This window comes from Pseudomonas sp. H1h, from assembly GCF_000633255.1.
Taxonomy (GTDB): Bacteria; Pseudomonadota; Gammaproteobacteria; order Pseudomonadales; family Pseudomonadaceae; genus Aquipseudomonas.
Genome location: NZ_AYMJ01000006.1, coordinates 15,520 through 35,094 on the forward strand (window position 1 = coordinate 15,520; position 19,575 = coordinate 35,094).

The 19,575-nt window shown below is 60.2% G+C and carries 17 protein-coding genes and 1 pseudogene; 10 read left to right on the top strand and 8 right to left on the bottom strand.

Annotated elements, in window-relative coordinates:
- Positions 1-138 precede the first annotated feature (138 nt).
- Complete coding sequence (locus tag U862_RS0105110; RefSeq protein ID WP_025109400.1) at positions 139-1,086, bottom strand: LysR substrate-binding domain-containing protein; 948 nt, start codon at positions 1,084-1,086, stop codon at positions 139-141.
- Positions 1,087-1,221: 135 nt separating this feature from the next.
- On the opposite strand from U862_RS0105110, the gene U862_RS0105115 reads away from it, so the two are divergent.
- The 3 genes from U862_RS0105115 (at position 1,222) to U862_RS0105125 (ending at position 4,602) form a co-directional block, all read left to right on the top strand.
- Positions 1,222-2,598: an L-serine ammonia-lyase gene (locus U862_RS0105115; protein ID WP_025109401.1), complete on the top strand. Its 1,377-nt coding sequence runs from the start codon at positions 1,222-1,224 to the stop codon at positions 2,596-2,598.
- A gap of 86 nt (positions 2,599-2,684) precedes the next feature.
- Positions 2,685-3,986, top strand: coding sequence for an HAAAP family serine/threonine permease (locus U862_RS0105120; RefSeq protein ID WP_025109402.1), 1,302 nt, complete (start codon positions 2,685-2,687; stop codon positions 3,984-3,986).
- A 298-nt stretch (positions 3,987-4,284) separates the two neighbouring features.
- Positions 4,285-4,602 carry a DUF3509 domain-containing protein gene (locus U862_RS0105125; RefSeq protein WP_025109403.1) on the top strand — a complete coding sequence of 106 codons (318 nt, stop codon included), beginning with the start codon at positions 4,285-4,287 and terminating at the stop codon, positions 4,600-4,602.
- Here the strand turns inward: U862_RS0105125 and U862_RS0105130 are convergent.
- Positions 4,599-5,099 carry a phosphate-starvation-inducible protein PsiE gene (locus tag U862_RS0105130; RefSeq protein ID WP_003221775.1) on the bottom strand — a complete coding sequence of 167 codons (501 nt, stop codon included), beginning with the start codon at positions 5,097-5,099 and terminating at the stop codon, positions 4,599-4,601. The two genes, U862_RS0105125 and U862_RS0105130, sit on opposite strands and share 4 nt — an antisense overlap.
- 324 nt (positions 5,100-5,423) lie before the next feature.
- Positions 5,424-6,143 (bottom strand): autoinducer binding domain-containing protein, encoded by a 720-nt coding sequence (locus U862_RS0105135; RefSeq protein ID WP_025109404.1) that lies wholly within the window; start codon positions 6,141-6,143, stop codon positions 5,424-5,426.
- A gap of 155 nt (positions 6,144-6,298) precedes the next feature.
- Between U862_RS0105135 and U862_RS0105140 the strand changes: the two genes are divergently transcribed.
- The 5 genes and pseudogenes from U862_RS0105140 to U862_RS0105160 form a co-directional block, all read left to right on the top strand.
- Complete coding sequence (locus tag U862_RS0105140) at positions 6,299-6,853, top strand: acyl-homoserine-lactone synthase (protein ID WP_025109405.1); 555 nt, start codon at positions 6,299-6,301, stop codon at positions 6,851-6,853.
- Positions 6,854-6,988: 135 nt separating this feature from the next.
- Positions 6,989-8,233 carry an AfsA-related hotdog domain-containing protein gene (locus U862_RS0105145; protein ID WP_025109406.1) on the top strand — a complete coding sequence of 415 codons (1,245 nt, stop codon included), beginning with the start codon at positions 6,989-6,991 and terminating at the stop codon, positions 8,231-8,233.
- Complete coding sequence (locus U862_RS0105150; RefSeq protein WP_025109407.1) at positions 8,230-9,378, top strand: NADH:flavin oxidoreductase; 1,149 nt, start codon at positions 8,230-8,232, stop codon at positions 9,376-9,378. Before U862_RS0105145 ends, U862_RS0105150 begins: the two co-directional genes overlap by 4 nt.
- 13 nt (positions 9,379-9,391) lie before the next feature.
- The gene (locus tag U862_RS0105155) at positions 9,392-10,162 is read left to right on the top strand and encodes an SDR family NAD(P)-dependent oxidoreductase (RefSeq protein ID WP_025109408.1); all 771 of its coding nucleotides are present in this window, start codon (positions 9,392-9,394) and stop codon (positions 10,160-10,162) included.
- Between the two features lie 187 nt (positions 10,163-10,349).
- Positions 10,350-10,604: pseudogene (locus tag U862_RS0105160) on the top strand (YebG family protein); the annotation flags it as partial.
- 151 nt (positions 10,605-10,755) lie between these two features.
- Here the strand turns inward: U862_RS0105160 and U862_RS0105165 are convergent.
- Positions 10,756-11,775: a Glu/Leu/Phe/Val dehydrogenase dimerization domain-containing protein gene (locus U862_RS0105165; RefSeq protein ID WP_025109410.1), complete on the bottom strand. Its 1,020-nt coding sequence runs from the start codon at positions 11,773-11,775 to the stop codon at positions 10,756-10,758.
- 172 nt (positions 11,776-11,947) lie between these two features.
- Here U862_RS0105165 and U862_RS0105170 point away from each other — a divergent pair, with 172 nt between their 5' ends.
- Complete coding sequence (locus U862_RS0105170; protein WP_025109411.1) at positions 11,948-12,751, top strand: SirB1 family protein; 804 nt, start codon at positions 11,948-11,950, stop codon at positions 12,749-12,751.
- 579 nt (positions 12,752-13,330) lie between these two features.
- On the opposite strand, the gene U862_RS0105175 is transcribed toward U862_RS0105170, so the two are convergent.
- From U862_RS0105175 to hmgA, 4 genes are all read right to left on the bottom strand, one after another.
- Entirely contained in the window at positions 13,331-14,701 is a 1,371-nt protein-coding gene (locus tag U862_RS0105175) for an aromatic acid/H+ symport family MFS transporter (protein ID WP_025109412.1), read from the bottom strand.
- A 159-nt stretch (positions 14,702-14,860) separates the two neighbouring features.
- Positions 14,861-15,496, bottom strand: coding sequence for a maleylacetoacetate isomerase (gene maiA, locus U862_RS0105180; RefSeq protein WP_025109413.1), 636 nt, complete (start codon positions 15,494-15,496; stop codon positions 14,861-14,863).
- A 12-nt stretch (positions 15,497-15,508) separates the two neighbouring features.
- Positions 15,509-16,813, bottom strand: a complete 1,305-nt coding sequence (gene fahA, locus U862_RS0105185; protein WP_025109414.1) for a fumarylacetoacetase — start codon at positions 16,811-16,813, stop codon at positions 15,509-15,511.
- A gap of 3 nt (positions 16,814-16,816) precedes the next feature.
- Positions 16,817-18,121: a homogentisate 1,2-dioxygenase gene (gene hmgA / locus U862_RS0105190; RefSeq protein WP_025109415.1), complete on the bottom strand. Its 1,305-nt coding sequence runs from the start codon at positions 18,119-18,121 to the stop codon at positions 16,817-16,819.
- A gap of 165 nt (positions 18,122-18,286) precedes the next feature.
- Between hmgA and U862_RS0105195 the strand changes: the two genes are divergently transcribed.
- A complete protein-coding gene (locus U862_RS0105195; RefSeq protein WP_025109416.1) occupies positions 18,287-19,081 on the top strand; it encodes an IclR family transcriptional regulator in 795 nt (264 codons plus the stop codon).
- The last annotated feature ends 494 nt before the right edge of the window (positions 19,082-19,575 follow it).

A 19,575-nucleotide genomic window follows, 5' to 3' on the forward strand; every position in this document is an offset into this window, starting at 1 on the left:
GTTACAACAATCGGCCCGACTGACGAACATTTCAACCCCTGAAAAAAGATAAATATTCATACGCAAAAAAGCCGGACAACCGAGCAAGTCGCTGGTAAGGTCGGGAGTTGGGTCGCCTCGCAACCCTGAAAAATTTGCTCACAATTGCCCGTCATTCAACGGGTGCAGGCTGCGGAAAATCCCCGCCTCCTCCACCAGCCAGTCATGCACGGCACGCACGCCCGGATGGCTCAACGCCCCCGGCGCATACAGCAGCACGTAACGCTTGTGGTTGGGCACCGACAGCCCGAACGGCACAATCAAAGTCCCCCGCTCCAGCTCATCGTTGAGCAGCGTGCGCCGGGCAATCGCCACGCCCATGCCGGCGATTGCCGCTTCGATGGTCAGGTGATTGCGATTGAAGGTGTGGCCGCGCCGAACATCGGCGCCTTCGAAGCCGATCGCGTTCAGATAAAACTCCCATTCCGCATATTCGTAACTGCCGCGCCAGGCGGTGATGTCGTGCAACAACGGGAAATGCACCAGATCCGCCGGCCCGTGCAGCGGCGGGCGGCCACGCAGCAGGCTCGGTGCGCACACCGGAAAAATCTGCTCATCAAGCAAGGCTGTGGATAACAGCCCCGGGTAACTGCCGTCGTTCAGGTCGATTGCCAGGTCAAAATCGCCCTCGTGCAACGGCACACTGCTGTCCTCGGCGACCAGCCGCAGCTGGATGTCCGGAAAACGCTGTTGCAGGCGCGGCAGACGCGGGGTCAGCCATTTGCTGAGGAACGACGGAATCGAACGCACGCGCAGAATCCCGCTGATCATCCCGGCATCCAGTCGACGCAATTCGGCATCGATGCTGCCGTAGGCCTCATTGACCGTAATCGCCAGCCGCTGCCCTTCTGCGCTCAACTCCACGCCCCGTGCACGACGGTGAAACAGGCGAAAACCGAGGCGCTCTTCCAGTTGACGGATCTGCTGGCTGACCGCCCCCGGGGTGATGTGCAATTCCTCTGCACAGCGGGTGAACGACAGGTGCCGCGCGGCACAGGAAAACACCTGCAGCCAGACGTAGGTCTGGGCATGCAATTGACGACTCATCGTTTAGTCCTGCTAAAGGCTTTCTTAGGAAGTTTCGTTGGTCACGTACGACCGAGGTAGGCAGTATCGCCGACATTGCGCTTGTCCTACAAAAAATGGCGGCGATTCCTACTCCATTGCTTGTAAGGCTTTAGCATGGCTATCAGTGTTTTCGATTTATTCAAGGTCGGCATCGGCCCGTCCAGTTCCCACACCGTCGGCCCGATGCGTGCCGCCGCGACCTTCGCTCAAGCGCTGATCGACCAACGGTTGTTGAACGATGTGCGTCGGGTGGAAATCCGCTTGTACGGTTCGTTGTCGGCCACCGGTGTCGGCCACGCCACCGACCGAGCCACGGTCATGGGCCTGATGGGCGAATGGCCGGACAGCATCGATCCGTCGACCATCGACCCGCGCATCCAGCAATTGCGCGAAAGCGGCCGGCTAGCTCTGGCCGGTCAGCGAGAAATTGCCTTCAACTGGCAACACGATCTCCTGCTGCTGGACGAGAGCCTGCCCTACCACCCTAACGCCATGTCGCTGACAGCCTTTGGCGAAAGCGCCGAGCTGTTCACACAAACGTACTACTCGATCGGCGGCGGTTTCATCATCGAATCGGCGGAAGCCGAGTCCGGTGTGGCGCCGGCCGGCGATGTGCTGCTGCCGTACGATTTTTCCAGCGCCGCCGAACTGCTGAGCCTGTGCAAGCAGCACAACTTGCGGGTCTCGGAACTGATGATGGCCAACGAACGCGCCTGGCGCAGCGACGATGAAATCCGCAAAGGCCTGCTGCACATCTGGTCGGTGATGCGCGAATGCGTCGAACAGGGCCTGCGTCACGAAGGCATCCTGCCCGGCGGTCTGAACGTGCCGCGCCGCGCGGCGAAACTGCACCGCAGCCTGTTGGAAATCGGCAAGCCGAATGTCATCAGTTCGACGCTGTCAGCGATGGAGTGGGTCAACCTGTTCGCCCTTGCCGTCAACGAAGAAAACGCTGCTGGCGGGCGCATGGTGACCGCGCCGACCAACGGTGCGGCCGGGATCATTCCGGCGGTTCTGCACTACTACATGAAATTCAATCCGGACGCGTCCGACGATGACGTGGTCGCGTTCTTCATGGGCGCCGCCGCCGTCGGCATTCTGTGTAAGAAAAATGCCTCGATCTCTGGCGCCGAAGTCGGCTGCCAGGGCGAAGTCGGTTCGGCCTGCGCCATGGCCGCTGCAGGCCTGGCCGAAGTGCTCGGTGCGACCCCGGAGCAACTGGAAAACGCCGCTGAAATCGGCCTTGAACACAACCTCGGGCTGACTTGCGATCCGGTCGGCGGACTGGTGCAAGTGCCGTGCATCGAGCGCAACGCCATCGCCGCGGTGAAGGCGATCAACGCCACGCAAATGGCTCTGCGCGGCGACGGCAAACACTTCATTTCCCTCGACCGGGTGATCCGCACCATGCGCGATACCGGCGCCGACATGCACGACAAATACAAAGAGACTTCACGGGGCGGCCTGGCCGTGAGCTGGGTGGAGTGCTGACGCGCATTCCCTGACCGCCCCGGCAGGCCGCGAACAGCGGCCTGCCAACCGTGAGCCCGAGCAAAAATAATAACGAGGCAAAAACGATGACCGATGTACGTACACCTGCTGCCGAAAATCCCGCTGTAGATCTCACCCGCAACACCGAAACGGCCCACAAGGGCTGGAGCAAATCCGACACCACCTGGATGCTTGGCCTGTACGGCACCGCGATTGGCGCCGGCACCTTGTTCCTGCCGATCAACGCTGGCATCGGCGGTTTCTGGCCGTTGCTGATTCTGGCGCTGCTGGCGTTCCCGATGACCTTCTTCGCCCACCGGGGCCTGACCCGTTTCGTGCTGTCCGGACGTTCGGGCGACATCACCGAAGTCGTCGAAGAACACTTCGGCATCGGTGCCGGCAAGCTGATCACCCTCCTGTATTTCTTCGCGATATTCCCGATCCTGCTGGTGTACAGCGTCGCGCTGACCAATACCCTGAGCAGTTTTCTCGAGCACCAATTGCACATCGCCCCGCCGCCCCGGGCGATTCTGTCGCTGGCGCTGATCCTCGGCCTGATGGCAATCGTGCGTTGCGGGCAGAACGTGATCGTCAAGGCCATGAGTGTGCTGGTCTACCCGTTCGTCGCCGCCCTGTTGCTGCTCGGTCTGAGCCTGATCCCCAACTGGAACGGTGCGTTCTTCGCCAGCGCCCAGGAGGCGATGCCGCTGTCGACGTTCCTCAAGACGATGTGGCTGGCGATCCCGGTGATGGTGTTCTCGTTCAACCATTCGCCGATCATCTCCGCATTCGCGGTTGACCAGAAGCAGCGCTATGGCGCCCAAGCCGAACGCAAGAGCAGCGGCATCCTTGCCATCGCGCACGGCATGATGGTGGTGACCGTGATGTTCTTCTGCTTCAGTTGCGTGCTGGCGCTGTCGCCGGCCGATCTGGCCGCCGCGAAGGCGCAGAACATTTCGATCCTGTCGTACCTGGCGAACCATTTCCAGACGCCGGTCATCGCCTACGCCGCGCCGCTGATTGCGCTGGTGGCGATCACCAAATCCTTCCTCGGCCACTACATCGGCGCCAGCGAAGGCTTTCAGGGCATGATCGTCAAAAGCCTGCGCAGCCGTGGCAAGGTGATGTCGGCGAGCTGGCTGAACCGTGCGACCGCACTGTTCATGATCCTCAGTTGCTGGGCCGTGGCGACCTTCAACCCGAGCATCCTGGGCATGATCGAAAATCTCGGCGGGCCGGTGATTGCCTGCCTGTTGTTTCTGATGCCGATGTACGCCATCCGCCGCGTGCCGGCCTTGCGCCAGTACTCGGGTCAGGTGTCCAACGTGTTCGTGGTGCTGATCGGCTTGATTGCACTGTCGGCGATCATCTACTCGGTTCTGCCCTGAAACGGGCCACAAATGAACAAGGCGAGCCCTGTGCTCGCCTTTTTTCTGCCGTATCCATTGTGTGAAAAATTTCCCGGCATAGCCCTTGCTACACACCTGCAAGCGCTGCCGCAGGCCCGCGATCCCTGGCTCTTGATGACCTGCGTCAACGCACGGCAGAGCAAAAGACCGCAGCCTTCCACAGCACTTACAGAGGCAAATGGCGAAATGGCCACGGAATGGCCGATGGTCCGGTATGGCGAACCAACCCGATCACGGCCGGTCAACAACTGCACGTTCAATCAGGCGGTGACGCATCATGGACAACCCTTTTCAGATCATTACCGATGCCTTCGCGCCGGACTATCAGATCAACCTGAGCATTCAGGGGCTGGACGGCTGCATCATGCTGACCCTGTCGAACAGCGGCCGCATCGTGGCCAAACGCATGATCAGCAGCGAACAACGTAACGATCCAGAGCGCCTGAAGCGCTTGGTGCAAAGCATTCAATTCGGCATCGCCATCGAACAGGGCCACAGCGCCATGGCGATCCTCGAAGCGATGACCAACGGCGCCGGGCTGCCGCCGCCACCGCAGCAAATCGACGGCCGGTCACGACCGTCGGCAGGTCTTTAAAGCTCGCCCTTCTCGATTTCGGGGTGCTCACCGGAACCGGCACCGAGCTTGCGCTGCGGCTTCTCGATCTTCACCGAGGGAAATTGCGACGAGGCGTAACGCACCACCAGGATCGAAAATGCCAGCAGCAGAATCCCGCCGCACAGGTAGATGATGCCCATGTCCGGCGGGTTGTGGTGCGAGACGTTGGAGATCAGCAGGCGGGTCAGCGCCGTGATCGCCACGTAGATCAGGAAGCGCACTGGCATGTGGTTGGTCTTGAAATAAATCCCGACCATCGCCCCCAGTTCGAGATAGATGAACAGCAGCAGAATGTCATCGATCTTGATGTGGCCTTCTTCGAGCATGCCGAGAAATTCCATCACCGCCGCCCACGCGGTCACCGCACCAATGGCGAACAGCGCCAGGTAGTGGAAGGTCTCGACGAACAGGTTGCCCAGGGACTCGGCCAGTTGATGCACGTTTTGCCGCAGTTTCTCGGCCCAGTTGATTTTCACGATGATGTTCCTTAGCCCGATGCGAGCGGATGATGCCGGTTGGACGTGACGGTTTTCTGTATGCGCTTTGTGCCATGCAGAAACAAGGCCACGCATCATGGCGAGCGGGCATAAATCCTGCGCCGTGGCGTTTGGTCGCACCGTAGAACAAGTACCGTCAGCCGGAATGATTGTGACGGTATAACTTAAATTTATTGATGAATTAATGACGATCGAAAAGGCATTAGCTTATAAGCGAAATATTATTAACCGGCTCAACATGTGAACTTGCTCACATTCACCCCGATTATTGACCAGGCAGTCATTAATAAATGGCTGTTGTAATTATTTCCAGAGCAGCCCCATCAAAGAAGCTTTAACCGCCGCGGCAATCTTGTTTTGGCAACCGAGTTTCTTCAGGCAATGATTTATATGGAAGTTAACCGTCCTTTTGCTGATGCCGAGGATCACCGAAACATCGTCCGATGACTTTCCGTCAGCCGTCCATTGGAGGATTTCCTTTTCGCGCAGAGACAACTCGATCGGCACCGGCAGAACAGCATCCGCCCCGCGCATCTGTAATCGGGTGAGGCCCAAATGGGTAATCTGCGCCAGCCACGACAGCTCAGCCTGTTTGGTCTCGAGTTCCAGCGCGGTGATCGTCTCGCCGCCCCGCGCAAACGTCACCAGCCCTTGAGTTTCGCTGTTGAGCAGCGTTTGCCCCCAGCCCTCCGAGAGTCCGTGAGACTGCGCTTCCTGCCAGAATTCGGGTGCCTGAGCCTTGAGTTCGGCATCCCACAGCACCGGTTTCACACTGCGCATTGCGCGTATGACGTAAGGGTCGATTTCCAGGTAACGATTGGCGGAATAGGCAGCTTGCCAGGCGGGGGAATAGTTATTGGCGAGAAACAGGCAAGGTTTGGTGATAGGAAAAAGCCTGCGTGAACCATAGGCCACATAATCAAACTCCAATTGCCTGGCAACGGCCTTGATATTGTCGAACAATAATTCGACATCCGTTGCAGACATGGCGTTTTCCAACAGTTCGGCCTGCCAGTACGACATAGAGATTCCTTTCTCACCGTTATTGCTGTCGGCCTCTTGCCAACATGCCTAGCATATTTCCAAATGTTTCCGCTAGCTGTCAAGGGTGACAGGTAGTCTGCGATCGCAGTGTGCACTTTAATCGCCACCTAACCAATCACTAAACGGAATCTGTGATGGATTACTTGTCAGGACGTTATGACCAGTTGACGACAGTAAAGCGTCAACGCTTGGCTCAATATCGCTATCAGGTCTTTGTCGAACGCCTCGGCTGGCAATTATCAACACCGGACGATTTCGAGTTCGACCAGTTTGACCACAGTGGCACCCATTACATCGTCGCTGAAGAAGACGACGGCAACATCAAAGGTTGCGCGCGCCTGCTGCCGACCACCCAACCATACCTGCTGAGTGAGGTATTCACCTCGCTGCTCGGCGACACGCCTGCCCCGTGCGGCGACGACATCTGGGAGCTGTCGCGGTTTACCTCCCTGGACCTTGATGCCGAGGGCGGAAAAAATGAACAGGTGATGTCCGACGAAAACACCGTCGGCCTGTTCATGGCCACTCTGGAATACGCCAGGACTTGCGGCGTCTCGCACCTGGTGTCGGTTTCACCGGTGGCGATCGGACGTCTGTTGAAGCGTGGCGGCATTGAGTACAAGTGGCTGGCACCGCCGCAGGTTCTCGACAACCGTACCCTGGGCGCCTGCTACATCACGGTGCAGTAACCCTTCCCGGCCTACCACATGCGCACATCCAGTGAAGCTGCTGACAGCCGTCGAGCAGCTCACATCGGTGTGGGTCGATTTCACGACATGGATAGCAACCGCAGCACAACCAACGTTCAACGCAGAGGGATGATCATGATCGACATGCAAAGGAAAGTTGCCAAAGACATCGTCCACAAGGGCCATGATGACGATGTATTGATTTACGACGCCCACCACTTGTTGCCAGCCTGGCTGCCTGCCGCCATCGTGCAGCAGGCCAACCTTGATCCGGCGGATCTGGAAATCGTCAATCAGGCCTATCGTCTGGACAGCAATCGTCTGGTACTGCGCTCGCTGCCAACGATCATCGACCTCGAAGAACTCGAACAGGCGGGCCTGTCGGACTGTCTGCCGGAGCTGCTGACGAACTACGAAAAAGCCACTGACCACCTGATTCTCAGTGGCGCCTGGGTACTGGAAAGCACCGAGGCCAAACTGGCCCAACTGCCTGGCCAGCAATCCTTGCTCGACCTCGCTCAGCGTCGACGCGTACACCAGGTCCTGAAGCAGATCGACGGTTGCCCGCAGCAGGGCCTGCTTTACTTCACGCTGTTCAACGATACCGCCAACTACTTCTTCTACCGCAAACACCACGAGCACGTTCCCGGCCTGATGCTGATCGAAGCCGCGCGCCAGGCAATGTACGCGCAGTTCTATGAGCACAGCGGCTACGCCCGGGGTGAAGTGTCGATTTCCATCGTTGACCTGTTATCCAGCTTCCCCCGTTACACCGAGTCGTCGTTTCAGGTCGACGTACTCGTCGGTGATTACGAAGGCATGGCGCCACCTCGGGGGCGCAAGGTCGACAAGCGTGCGCGCTTCTTCCAGCGCGGCGAGTTGGTGGCCGACATCCGTCTGCACGGCGAAGTGATCAAGATGCCGGTGTTCAAGCGCATGCGTAACATCAGCATCGACCCGGCATGCTGGTTCCGTCCGCTCAAGGGCATCCGCCATGAAGTGCTGGTGCGCCTGGATTCCGGTCGCCATCTGTCTGCGCGCCTGGAGTTGCTGTCGATGGCCGGCTTGCAAGTGCAATGCGACAGCCCGCTCGACGCATCCGAGCGCGGCCACGTCTATCTGTATCTGGAAAGCGAAGGCATGATCAGCCTGCCGCTGCAGTCGCTGTACGTCAGCGATGCGGCCAATGCCGGCACACTCAGACTGCAACTGGCAGAACTGGATTCACCCCTGCGCTTCAAATGGCGCGAAGTGCTCAAGCAGTTCGCCTACTTCTCCCACGAAGAAACGGCGCCAGCGTCCGTGGCGGCCCTCGGGCAGCCGCTGTGGATGACGTTCGACCAGGCCTGCGCCATGCCCGAGCAAAGGAAGGAAGCATGATGTCGCGCTATCCCCATGTGCTTGAGCCTCTGCACCTTGCCGGCGGGCTGGAGTTGCGCAATCGGTTGTTCTTCGCCTCGATGGGCGTTGACCTGGCCGATCAGAGCGGGTGTGTGACGCCCGCCATGATCGAGTTCTATCAGGGCATCATGGAGGGCGGATGCTCCATGGCGTTTCTGTGCAACGCCACCGTCTCGCCGCAATCACGCTTGCAAAGCACCGGCCTGGGTCTGTTCGAGGCGCATCAGGGCGAATCGCTCAAGGCCATGTTCGCCATGGCCAGGCGCGTCAATACGCCGATAGGTGTGCAGTTGCAGCATTACGGCGGTCAGGGCACCACCACGCACACCGGCGTTGCGGTGCTGACACCCAGTGGCGTGCCCTGCCCGCGCGTGTCGAAGCTCGATCCGGACTATCGGGTGCGGATCATGGACGAAACCGACATCGCCCTGGTGATCGAACAGTTCGCCCATTCCGCCTGGCTGGCCTGGACCAACGGCGCGCAACTGGTGCAATTGCAAGCGTCCAATGGCTACTTGCTGAGCAGTTTTCTCTCGCCGCACACCAACCATCGCACGGATCGCTACGGTGGCAGCGAAGAGAATCGCGCGCGCCTGCTGCTTGAGGTGGTCAAGGCCATTCGCGAGCGCACCGAGGGCCAGTTGATCGTCACCATCAGGCTCGGCATCGATGATCGCCTGGGTGATGCAGGGCTGCAGTTTCCCGACATCAAGGAAACCGTTCAGGCCCTCTGCCAGGCAGGTGTCGCTGCGCTGGAATGTTCGATGTGCATGGGTGCGACATTCGGTCAGTTGATCATGCATTCCGAGACCATGGATGAGTACCTGCAAGCCGGCGTCCGGGCGATCAAGGCCGTGTCGACGGTGCCGGTGGGCTATGCCGGCTTCATCGATGGCCTGGACAAGGCTGAACAATTGCTGGCCGATGGCGTATGCGACTGGGTGGGAATGTCACGGGCGCTGTTTGCCGACAACGATCTGATCAACAAAACCCTGCAGGGCCGCTCCGCCGACATCCATAAATGCCGATGGGACAGCCAGTGCTTCAGCGATAAAAGCAACCCACGTCTGGACCGCGTGTATTGCTGCGTGAACCCCAAATATTTACGCCCCGCGTTGGCATAAGGAGATGCGACACATGTACGATTTTCTGGGAAAAGTATGCCTGGTCACCGGCGGCACCAGCGGCATTGGCGAGACTGTCAGCGAGCGCCTGATCAGGGCGGGAGCCGAGGTGATCGTATTCGGCAGAGACGAGGAAAAAGGCGCGGCCCTGGCCGATCGGTTGGGTGAACACTGCCGGTTCATCGCCTGCGATGTCGGTGATCCGGCGCAGGTCGAGCAGGCCTTCGCGACCATTCGTTCGGTCTACGGCAAACTCGATTGCGCGTTCAACAATGCCGGCGTCACCGCACGTTACGGCGCACTGGCGGACTCGTGCCCGGAAGACTGGATGAAGGTGATGAACATCAACGTCAATGGCACCTACCATTGCATGCGTCATGAATTGCAACTCATGCTCACTCGCGGTACGGGCGCCATCGTTAACACCTCGTCCTGCGCCGGCGTCGTGCCGATTGGCGGCCAAGTGGCGTACGTTGCCAGCAAACAGGCAATCAACGGCATGACCCAGGTCGCGTCGATTGAAAACGCCCGGCTCGAAGAGGGTGGCTGCATTCGCGTCAATGCGGTCGCGCCGGGGCCGATTCTCGGCGGGATGAACAGCGAGGCGCGCCTCAGGGCCGCGCCGGAAAACACCCAGCGCAAAATCAACGTGACTTCGATGAAACGCTTCGGTACGGCGGATGAAGTGGCCAACGCTGTACTCTGGCTGCTCAGCGAGCAGGCGGCTTACGTCACCGGGGTGATCATGCCCATCGATGGAGGCTACGCCAGCGGCAAGTTCTGACCACAAGAAAACCGAACGACCCGCCATGCGCGGGTCGTTTTGTTCAGCGCCGGAATCAGAAAAAACGCCAAATCCGGTCTACATTGAAAAGCCACTACCCAAAGCGCAGGGATTCGCTTATCCTTTCGCTGTATATAAATACAGTAGTCGCCAAGACAACTAAATGTAAAGGCATGTGAGGTGGTGAATGGCCGTCGAAGTGGTATACCGCAGCAGCCGAGATCTGGAGCGCTTGTTCATGGATAAAGCCGAAGCTGACCGTCATGACAAAATGCTCGAACTGGCCGAAATGCTGTCCGAAGTGTTGCAAAAAGCCGTTCCGTCGCTGAACGAGCAGCAGGTTGAAGAAGTCGGGATCTACATGGCGAAGAATCGCGATGTGTTCGCCAAGGCCTTCAAGAGTCAGCCTGACGCCCTGTCGGAGCTGATCAACGCACCGGCCGAGCCGGTGGCAGAAGTGGCTGAACCGGCAGAGTCTGCCGAAGCACCGGTCAAACCGGCAAAAACTGCGAAAGCGGCCAAGTAAGCGTTACCTGAATTGAACAGGCCCCGAGTCAAATGGCTCGGGGCCTTTTTCATGCTCGCTGAACAGCTCAGCGGTACAACACTTTCTCCGCCAACTCATCCGCCACCCGTGCCGGCGAGCGCTTCTCGGCCTGTGCATGGGCGAACACTTCGGTCAGGCGCGAGCAGATTTTCGACAGGTGTGCGGTAATCGTCCCCAGCTCTTCACCGCGATGCTTGAGCGAGACATAGATCAAGCCACCGGCATTGATCACGTAGTCCGGCGCATAGAGGATGCCGCGTCGCTCCAGTTGATCGGCAACGTCCAGATGCGTCAGCTGATTGTTGGCCGAGCCTGCCACCGCCGAGCAACGCAATTGCGTCACCGTGTGGCTGTTGAGCACGCCACCGAGACCGCACGGCGCAAGGATGTCGCAAGGCGTGCTGAGCAACGCATCGTTGGCGATCGGATGCGCGTTGAGCTGCTCCATCGCCAGTTGCACCTTGCCGTGATCGATGTCGCTGACCAGCAATTCGGCGCCCGCCGCGTGCAGTTGCTCGGCGAGTGCGTAACCGACGTTGCCCAGGCCCTGAATCGCCACGCGCAGGCCCTCGAGATTGTCACTGCCCAGCCGCGCCATCGCCGTAGCGCGAATCCCGGTGAACACGCCCATCGCCGCATGCGGTGCCGGGTCGCCGGCCGAGGTGGTGCTGGTGACATGTTGGGTCTGCTGGGCGATGCAATCCATGTCCGCCACCGAGGTGCCGCTGTCGATTGCGGTGATGTAGCGACCGTCGAGCTGATTGATGCAGCGACCAAACGCTTCGAACAGTGCCGCGCGGTTTTCCACATGCGCCGGGCGCACGATCACCGCGACGCCACCGCCCTGGGCAAGACCGGCCAGCGCAGCCTTGTAGCTCATGCCTTGTGCGAGGCGAATGGCATCCTCGACCGCGGACTCGTCGTTGGGATAGGCAAGATAACGGCAACCGCCCAGGGCTGGCCCGAGACGACTGTTATGAATGGCAATGACCGCCTTCAACCCGGTGACCGGGTCAACGCTGAGGTGCAGCGATTCCAGGCGAGTGCTTTGCATGAGAGCGAACATCGGCAGGCTCCCGAATCACTTCTGGTAGACGCCAGTATAGGCTTGCGCCCAAAAATTGCTGAAGCGCACCGGAATAAGCGCCCGCCTCGACGGTGACTTTGCGGCATAACCTGGTCGGTACTGGACGAATGCCACGGACGGGGCTAAAACGAGGCATTCCCCGGAGATTCAGATGAGCCCGCGCCAACGTTTTTTCGAGTGTCTGCACCGTTCACCGCCCGCGCTGTTCGAAGCCGCGCTGTGGATGGCCGCCGAGCACGAAAAAGGCCTCGATGTCGAAGCGTTGCAGCAAGACTTCAAGGAGCTGCAGCAGCGCGTCAGCTACGGTTTGCCGATGTTGCCGGTCAGCGAACTGGCGCAGCCGTTGTTGCGGCGGATGAATGATCTGGGGTTTGCCCAGGACGATTTTCTGCCGCTGCGCCCGCAGGCGGCCTTGCTGCACAAGGTGTTGCAGACACGGCGCGGGCAGCCGTTGGCCCTGGCGCTGATTGCACTGGAGCTGGCGCGCGGTCTGGAGATTCCTTTAGTCGGGGTGAACTTCCCCGGGCATTTCCTGCTGCGAGTGCCCGGCGCCGACCATTTGCTCGACCCCTGTGGCGGGCGTCGTCTGTACCCTAACGATTGCCGTGATTTGTTGCAGCGCCAGTATGGCGCGCACCTCAAACTCAACGCCGATCACTTGGCCACCGCCACGCCGCTGCAGATGCTCCAGCGCCTGTCGCGCAACCTGCGGCAGTTGCATCTGGCCCATGAGGATTACATCGCCGCGCTGATCGATGCCGAACGCGTGCTGCAACTGGGCACTGCCAGCGCGGCCGATTACCTGGCCCGCGCCAGCCTGTACCAACGCCTCGACTGCCCGAACGCCGAGCGCTTCGATCTGGAACATGCGCTGATGCTCAGTGACGATCCGATCCAGCGCCTGCGCCTGACCGAACGCCTCGGCCACCTGCCCCCGAACTCCGTGGTCCACTAAACGCTTTTTTGTAGGAGCGAGCCTGCTCGCGAAGCAGACGCCGCCGTTTTTCCAGTCAGACCGCGTTATCGTTCTTCGCCAGCAGGCTGGCGCCCACAGGGCTTGGCGTAAACCTATCCATCTGCATCACACAGATCCCGCGTGGGAGCGAGCCTGCTCGCGAAGCAGACGCCGCCGTTTTTCCAGTCAGACCGCATTATCGTTCTTCGCCAGCAGGCTGGCTCCCACAGGGTTAGGCGTAAACCTATCCATCTGCATCACACAAATCCCGTGTGGGAGCGAGCCTGCTCGCGAAGCAGACGCCGCCGACGGCTCTGTCAGACCGCATTATCGTTCTTCGCCAGCAGGCTGGCTCCCACAAGGTTTGGCGTAAACCTATCCATCTGCATCACACAGATCCCGCGTGGGAGCGAGCCTGCTCGCGAATCAGACGCCGCCGTTTTTCCAGTCAGACCGCATTATCGTTCTTCGCCAGCAGGCTGGCTCCCACAGGGTTAGGCGTAAACCTATCCATCTGCATCACACAGATCCCGCGTGGGAGCGAGCCTGCTCGCGAAGCAGACGCCGCCGTTTTTCCAGTCAGACCGCGTTATCGTTCTTCGCCAGCAGGCTGGCTCCCACAGGAGGGTGCGTGGTGTCCGAGGGGGCGCGCACCTGAATGATCAACAGCGCCGCGATGACCGCTGGAATCGCGCAGAAGAAGAAAATCTGCGCCACCGGAATGTGCATCGCCAGCAGCATGCTGCCGAACAGCGGCCCGAGTATCGAACCGAATCGCCCAACGCCCAACGCCCAACCTGTGCCCGTGGCGCGAACGTGGGCCGGGTAGAAGTTACTGGCGAAGGCGTTCAGGGTCAGTTGTCCACCGATGATGCAGAAGCCGGCCGCAAACACGCAGGCCACCAGATAACGCGGGTTGTCGTGGTTCAAACCCAGCAGAATCGTGCACACAGCCGCGCCGGCCAACACCGCACAGAGCAGCCGTACCTTGCGCTTCAGACGGTCGGCGAACCAAGCCATGCAGACGGCGCCCACGGTGCCGGCGAACAGGAACATCGAGGTCACCAGGTTCGCTTCATTGAGTTTCAGGCCGCTTTCCAGCAGCAACGTCGGCAGCCAGCTGATCATGAAATACAACAGAATCAGGCTGACAAAAAATGTCGCCCAGATCAGCAGGGTCGGCCGTGCGTAGCCGTTGCGGAACAATTCGACCACCGTCAGTTTGCTGCCTTGCTCGCGTTCGTTCTGCTCAACCGAAGCGGCCGGCGGTTGCCAGTCCGGCAGCATCCGCGCAGTGACCTTGCGCAAGCGCGTATAGGGCGGTGAGTCGCGCAGCAGGCGCGGTAGCGATTCGGGCAGCATCCACCACAGGAACGGAAACAGCAGCAGCGGCGTCACGCCACCGGCGAGAAATACCGCTTGCCAGCCGAAGCGGTCGATGAATCCCGCCGCGACAAACCCACCTGCCGCCCCCCCGAAGGAAAAACCACAGGCCGCCAGCGTCACCATCAACGTGCGCAGACGCGGCGGCGAGTATTCAGACATCAGGGCCATGGCACTGGGCATTGCCCCACCCATGCCGATGCCGCAGATAAAACGCGCGATCATCAGGGTGTTCAGGGAATTGGCGAACACCATCAGCACCGTCAGGCTGGCGTAGATCAGCACGCACGCGAGCAAAATCCGCCGCACGCCAAAGCGGTCGGCCAACGGTGTCACTGCGAGCGAACCGAGGGTCAAGCCCAACAGGTTGGCGCTGAAAACAGGCCCGAACGCGGCTTTTTCCAGCCCCCAGTCCTGCGCCAGGGCAGGTACCACATAACCCAGCACCTGGGCGTCATACCCGTCAGTGACCAGCAGCAAGGCGAGGAGGATCAAGAGCAACCACTGATAGCGGGACACAGGACGGGCGTCGAGTGCCGCCCGGAAGCTGGCAATCTGGTTGTGCATCGCAAGGTACCTGTTTTGTTTTTATGATTTTTTAGGTGCAACACGGACAATGTGTGGGAGCGGGCTTGCTCGCGAATGCGGTTTGTCAGTCAACATCCCCGTATCTGACACTCCGCATTCGCGAGCAAGCCCGCTCCCACATTGGAGTAGCGTGAAGCTCTAAGGGGTATCCGGCTGGTTGGCCGGATGCGCCTTGATGAATGCCGGATGCTCAGCCGCCAGCGCCGCCACCCGCCGAATCCGTGGGTAAGCTTCCAGCGAAACATTGAAGCGCTCGGCCGCATACAACTGCGCAATCAGATAGACGTCCGCCACACACGGCCACTCGCCGAAACAGAAACCGCTGTCACCGATCAACTGCTCCACTGTCGCCAGCCCTTGACCGATCCAGTGCGCAATCCACTCCACCACCTGCGGCTCTTCGTGCCCCGACTGACGCAGGCGATTGAGCACGCTGACGTTGTGCAGCGGATGCACGTCGCAACCGATCACCGCCGCCACACCGCGCACATGGGCGCGGGCGGCGAGGTCTTCGGGCAACAACGGCCGTTGTGGATAACGCTCTTCCAGGTACTCGATGATCGCCGGCGACTGAATCAGCAACTCGCCTTCATCGGTGCGCAAGGCCGGCACCCGGCCTTGCGGGTTGATCGCCAGATAGGCTGCCTGCCGATGCTCGCCACCGGGCGGCGCGATCAGGTTGACCGGCAGCGCAGTGTAGTCGAGCCCCTTCAGCGCCAGGGCAATGCGCACCCGATATGACGAAGTGGAGCGGTAGTAAGTGTAGAGTTCCATAAGCCGCTCCTGTCAGCGCGCCGCCAGCACTTTGCCACGGCATTCGCCGAAGCCGATCGAGGCAAAACCGTCACGGGCGCAACGCGCGCGCAGGATGATTTCATCACCGTCTTCGAGGAATTTGCGCACTTCGCCGGAAGCCAGTTCGACCGGCTTTTTGCCGCCCTCGGTGATTTCCAGCAGGCTGCCGAACTGACCGCTTTGCGGACCGGACAAGGTGCCCGAACCAAACAGGTCACCGGCCTGCAACTGGCATCCGTTGACGCTGTGGTGCGCGACCATTTGCGCGACAGTCCAGTACATGTAGCGGGTGTTGCTCAGGGTCAGGCGATGGGCCGGCAGGTTCTGCTCGCGCATGGCTTCGGTGAGCAGCAGTACTTCCAGCTCGATATCGAAGGCGCCACCCGCCTGGTCGCGCTTGTCGAACAGATACGGCAACGGCTGCGGATCACCTTCAGGACGCGCCGGTTGCGCAGTACGGAATGGCTCCAGCGCTTCAGCTGTCACCACCCAGGGAGAAACACTGGTGATGAAACTCTTGGACAGGAACGGCCCAAGCGGCTGGTATTCCCAGGCCTGGATATCGCGGGCCGACCAGTCGTTGAGCAGGCAGAAACCGGCGATGTGCTCAGCAGCGTCACCAATGGCAATTGAATCGCCCATTTCGTTGCCCTGACCGATCCAGATGCCCAGCTCCAGTTCGTAGTCCAGACGTGCGCAAGGGCCGAACGTCGGCTCGCTCGCACCAGCCGGCAACGTCTGGCCTTTCGGGCGGCGTACGTCGGTGCCGGAGGCACGTACCGTGGAGGCGCGACCGTGATAACCGATCGGTACGTGCTTGTAGTTCGGCAGCAATGGATTGTCGGGACGGAACAGTTTGCCGACATTTTGGGCGTGCTCGATGCCCACATAGAAGTCGGTGTAATCGCTGATGCGCGCCGGCAGGTGCATCTGGCAATCGGTAGCCAGTGGCAGCAGTTTTGCGCCCTGGGCTTCGATAGCGCCGCGGTGGCTGCTGCCCTCGCTGAACAATTCCAGCAAGCGCGAACGCAAAGATACACGGGCTTGGCGACCGAGGTCGAAGAAGGCGTTCAACAGACCGCCGTGCATGGCTTCGACCGCACTGCGAGCGGCGCCGTCGAACAGGCCGGCTTCGAGCGCCACCTGCAGATCGAAAATGTGATCACCGATCGCTACACCGGCGCGCGGCGCCGAGCCTTTGAGGCTGAAAACGCCCAGCGGCAGGTTCTGCAACGGGAAATCTGTATGGCCGTTGGCCGAAGCAACCCAGCTGCGGGTGATGGAATTCTGAGTCATGGGTTATCTCCGGGTCGGGTCGAACGTGGCGGGCAGCGTGGCCCAGCAAGCGTCGTAATTGGATTGCAGTTGCGGGCAGTCGAGGGCGAAACGGCTTGGGCGCAGCACCTGACTGGTTTCGAACATGAAGGCCATGGTGTTGTCGATTTTCGCCGGCTTGAGCTCGGCGTTGATCGCTTTGGTGCAGGTTTCGCCGTCCGGGCCATGGGCGCTCATGCAGCTGTGCAGGGACGCACCGCCGGGCACGAAGCCTTCAGCCTTGGCGTCGTATTCGCCCTGGATCAGGCCCATGAATTCGTTCATCAGGTTGCGGTGGAACCACGGCGGACGGAAGGTGTTCTCCGCCACCATCCAGCGCGGCGGGAAGATCACGAAGTCGAGATTGGCAAGGCCATGCACGCTGGTCGGCGAGGTCAGCACGGTGAAGATCGAAGGATCCGGGTGATCGAAACTCACGGTGCCGATGGTGTTGAAACGACGCAGATCGTATTTGTACGGCACGTTATTGCCGTGCCAGGCGACCACGTTCAGCGGCGAATGATCGAGCTCGGTCCCCCACAACTGGCCGAGGAATTTCTGCACCAGCGTCGTCGGCTGCTGCAGGTTTTCGTAAGCGGCAACCGGGGCCAGGAAGTCTCGCGGATTGGCCAGACCGTTGCTGCCGATCGGCCCCAGGTCCGGCAGGCGCAGCGGTGCGCCATGGTTCTCGGCCATGTAGCCACGGGCCTGCGCATCGAGCAGCTCGACGCGGAACTTTAAACCGCGCGGCAGCACGGCGATCTCCAGCGGCGCCACGTCCAGCACACCGAGTTCGGTGGCAATGCGCAGCCGTCCCAGTTGAGGCACCAGCAGCAGTTCGCCGTCGGCGTTGTAGAACACCCGCTCCATCGAGCGGTTGGCGGCGTAGTTATAGATACTGATGCCGGCAGGCTTTTCCGCCGCCGAGTTGGCGACCATGCCAACCAGGCCGTCGATGAAATCGGTCGGCTCGTCGGGCATCTTCAGCGGATTCCAGCGCAGGCGATTGGGGGTCACTTCACCCAACGGGCCGCCGGCCAGTTGCCGCTCCAGTTTGACGAACGCCGGATGATTGGCCGACGGCTGAATCCGGTACATCCAGGTGCGCCGCGCTTCGCTGCGGGTCATGGTGAACGCGGTGCCGGAGAGCAATTCGGTGTACAGACCGTACGGGGCTTTTTGTGGCGAGTTCTGGCCGATGGGCAAGGCGCCGGGCAACGCTTCACTGCTGAACTCGTTGCCGAAACCGGACTGGTACGCCAGCTCCGACGCGTTTGAATCGAGGTTCATGGAGCCTCCTGAACAGGGAGTCGGCAGTGGCCCATCGCTCTGGTTCAGAGGTTTCGGCACGCCGGGGTTGTTATTATCGTAATTCGATTACGCATAACGTAATTTGCTCGCTATCCAGCGTCAAGCTATAAAGACGCCCATTCGTTTTCGGATCCCGGCCGCACCATGGAAAAAACCAGCGACAGCAACGGCAAACAGAAAGTCCGCTCCGCCGAGGTTGGCACCGACATCCTAAAGGCTCTGGCCGAGTTGTCGCCCTCCACCTCGCTGTCGCGTCTGGCCGAACATGTGCAGATGCCGGCAAGCAAGGTGCACCGCTATCTTCAGGCACTGATCGCCAGCGGCTTTGCCGAACAGAACGCCGCCACCAACCATTACGGCCTCGGCCGTGAAGCGCTGCGCGTGGGCCTGGCCGCGCTTAACAGTATGGACGTGCTCAAAGTCGCCGCCCTGCCCTTATCCGAGTTGCGCGACGAGTTGAATGAAACCTGCTTTTTGGCGGTATGGGGCAATCAGGGCGCGACCGTGGTGCACATCGAACCCGCAGTGCGCGCGGTGACAGTGGTTACGCAACTGGGTTCGGTGCTGCCATTGCTCAGCTCGTCCACCGGGCTGGTGTTCAGCGCCTACCTGCCGCACCGGGAAACCGATGAATTGCGCGAGCAGGAAATCGCCGTCGCCGGCCATCCGCTGGCCAACGAAAAAATCTATGCGGATCTGTGTGAACAGATCCGCACCCGCAGCCTGCATCATGTGCACGGTTTGCTGATGCCGGGCGTGGATGCATTGTCGGCCCCAGTGTTCAACGCGGTCGGACAGATCGCCGCCGTGCTGACCATCGTCGGCCCGACCTCGCTGTTCCACGCCGACGAAAACGGCCCTGCTGCCCAGCGCTTGCTGGCAGCGGCGCGCGCGGTCAGTTGGCGAATGGGCTACCAGGCCGACGACCTGCGACCTTGACGCAAAGGCCGCCATCCATTCAGTGATGCACCGCCGCAGCCGGACACGACTGTTGCATGCCCCGTAACAGTGCATGTCCGGAATCGCTATTTTTCCTTCGGGCTCAAGTCCTTATTCTGAGCGGGCTTTCACGGCACATGCCGCAAAGCACGAAGCCCCTGGCCGCTGAGCAATTCGCGCCATGCGCCGACCGATTTCAGATGAGTCGAATCGTCGATTTATCGCCCCGGTGTTCACTGACGTTGATTTGTAGCTCCTTGATCCAACGTCTTACCTTGGCCGCTGCGTTTGCAGCGGCCTTTTTTATGCCTGCTGAAAAGCAGGCATCCCGTCCTACAAGAAATCTCCGAAGATTCCATCAGAAACTTCTTATTGCAAAGAAGTACAGCACCCCGCCCTTTTCCAAAGCCTCGAAAGTTCATTCAAGACAACAAGCATTAACTCACGAACTTATCAGACTTCTTAACTCAGGCTTTGTTGTAACTTAAAACGAT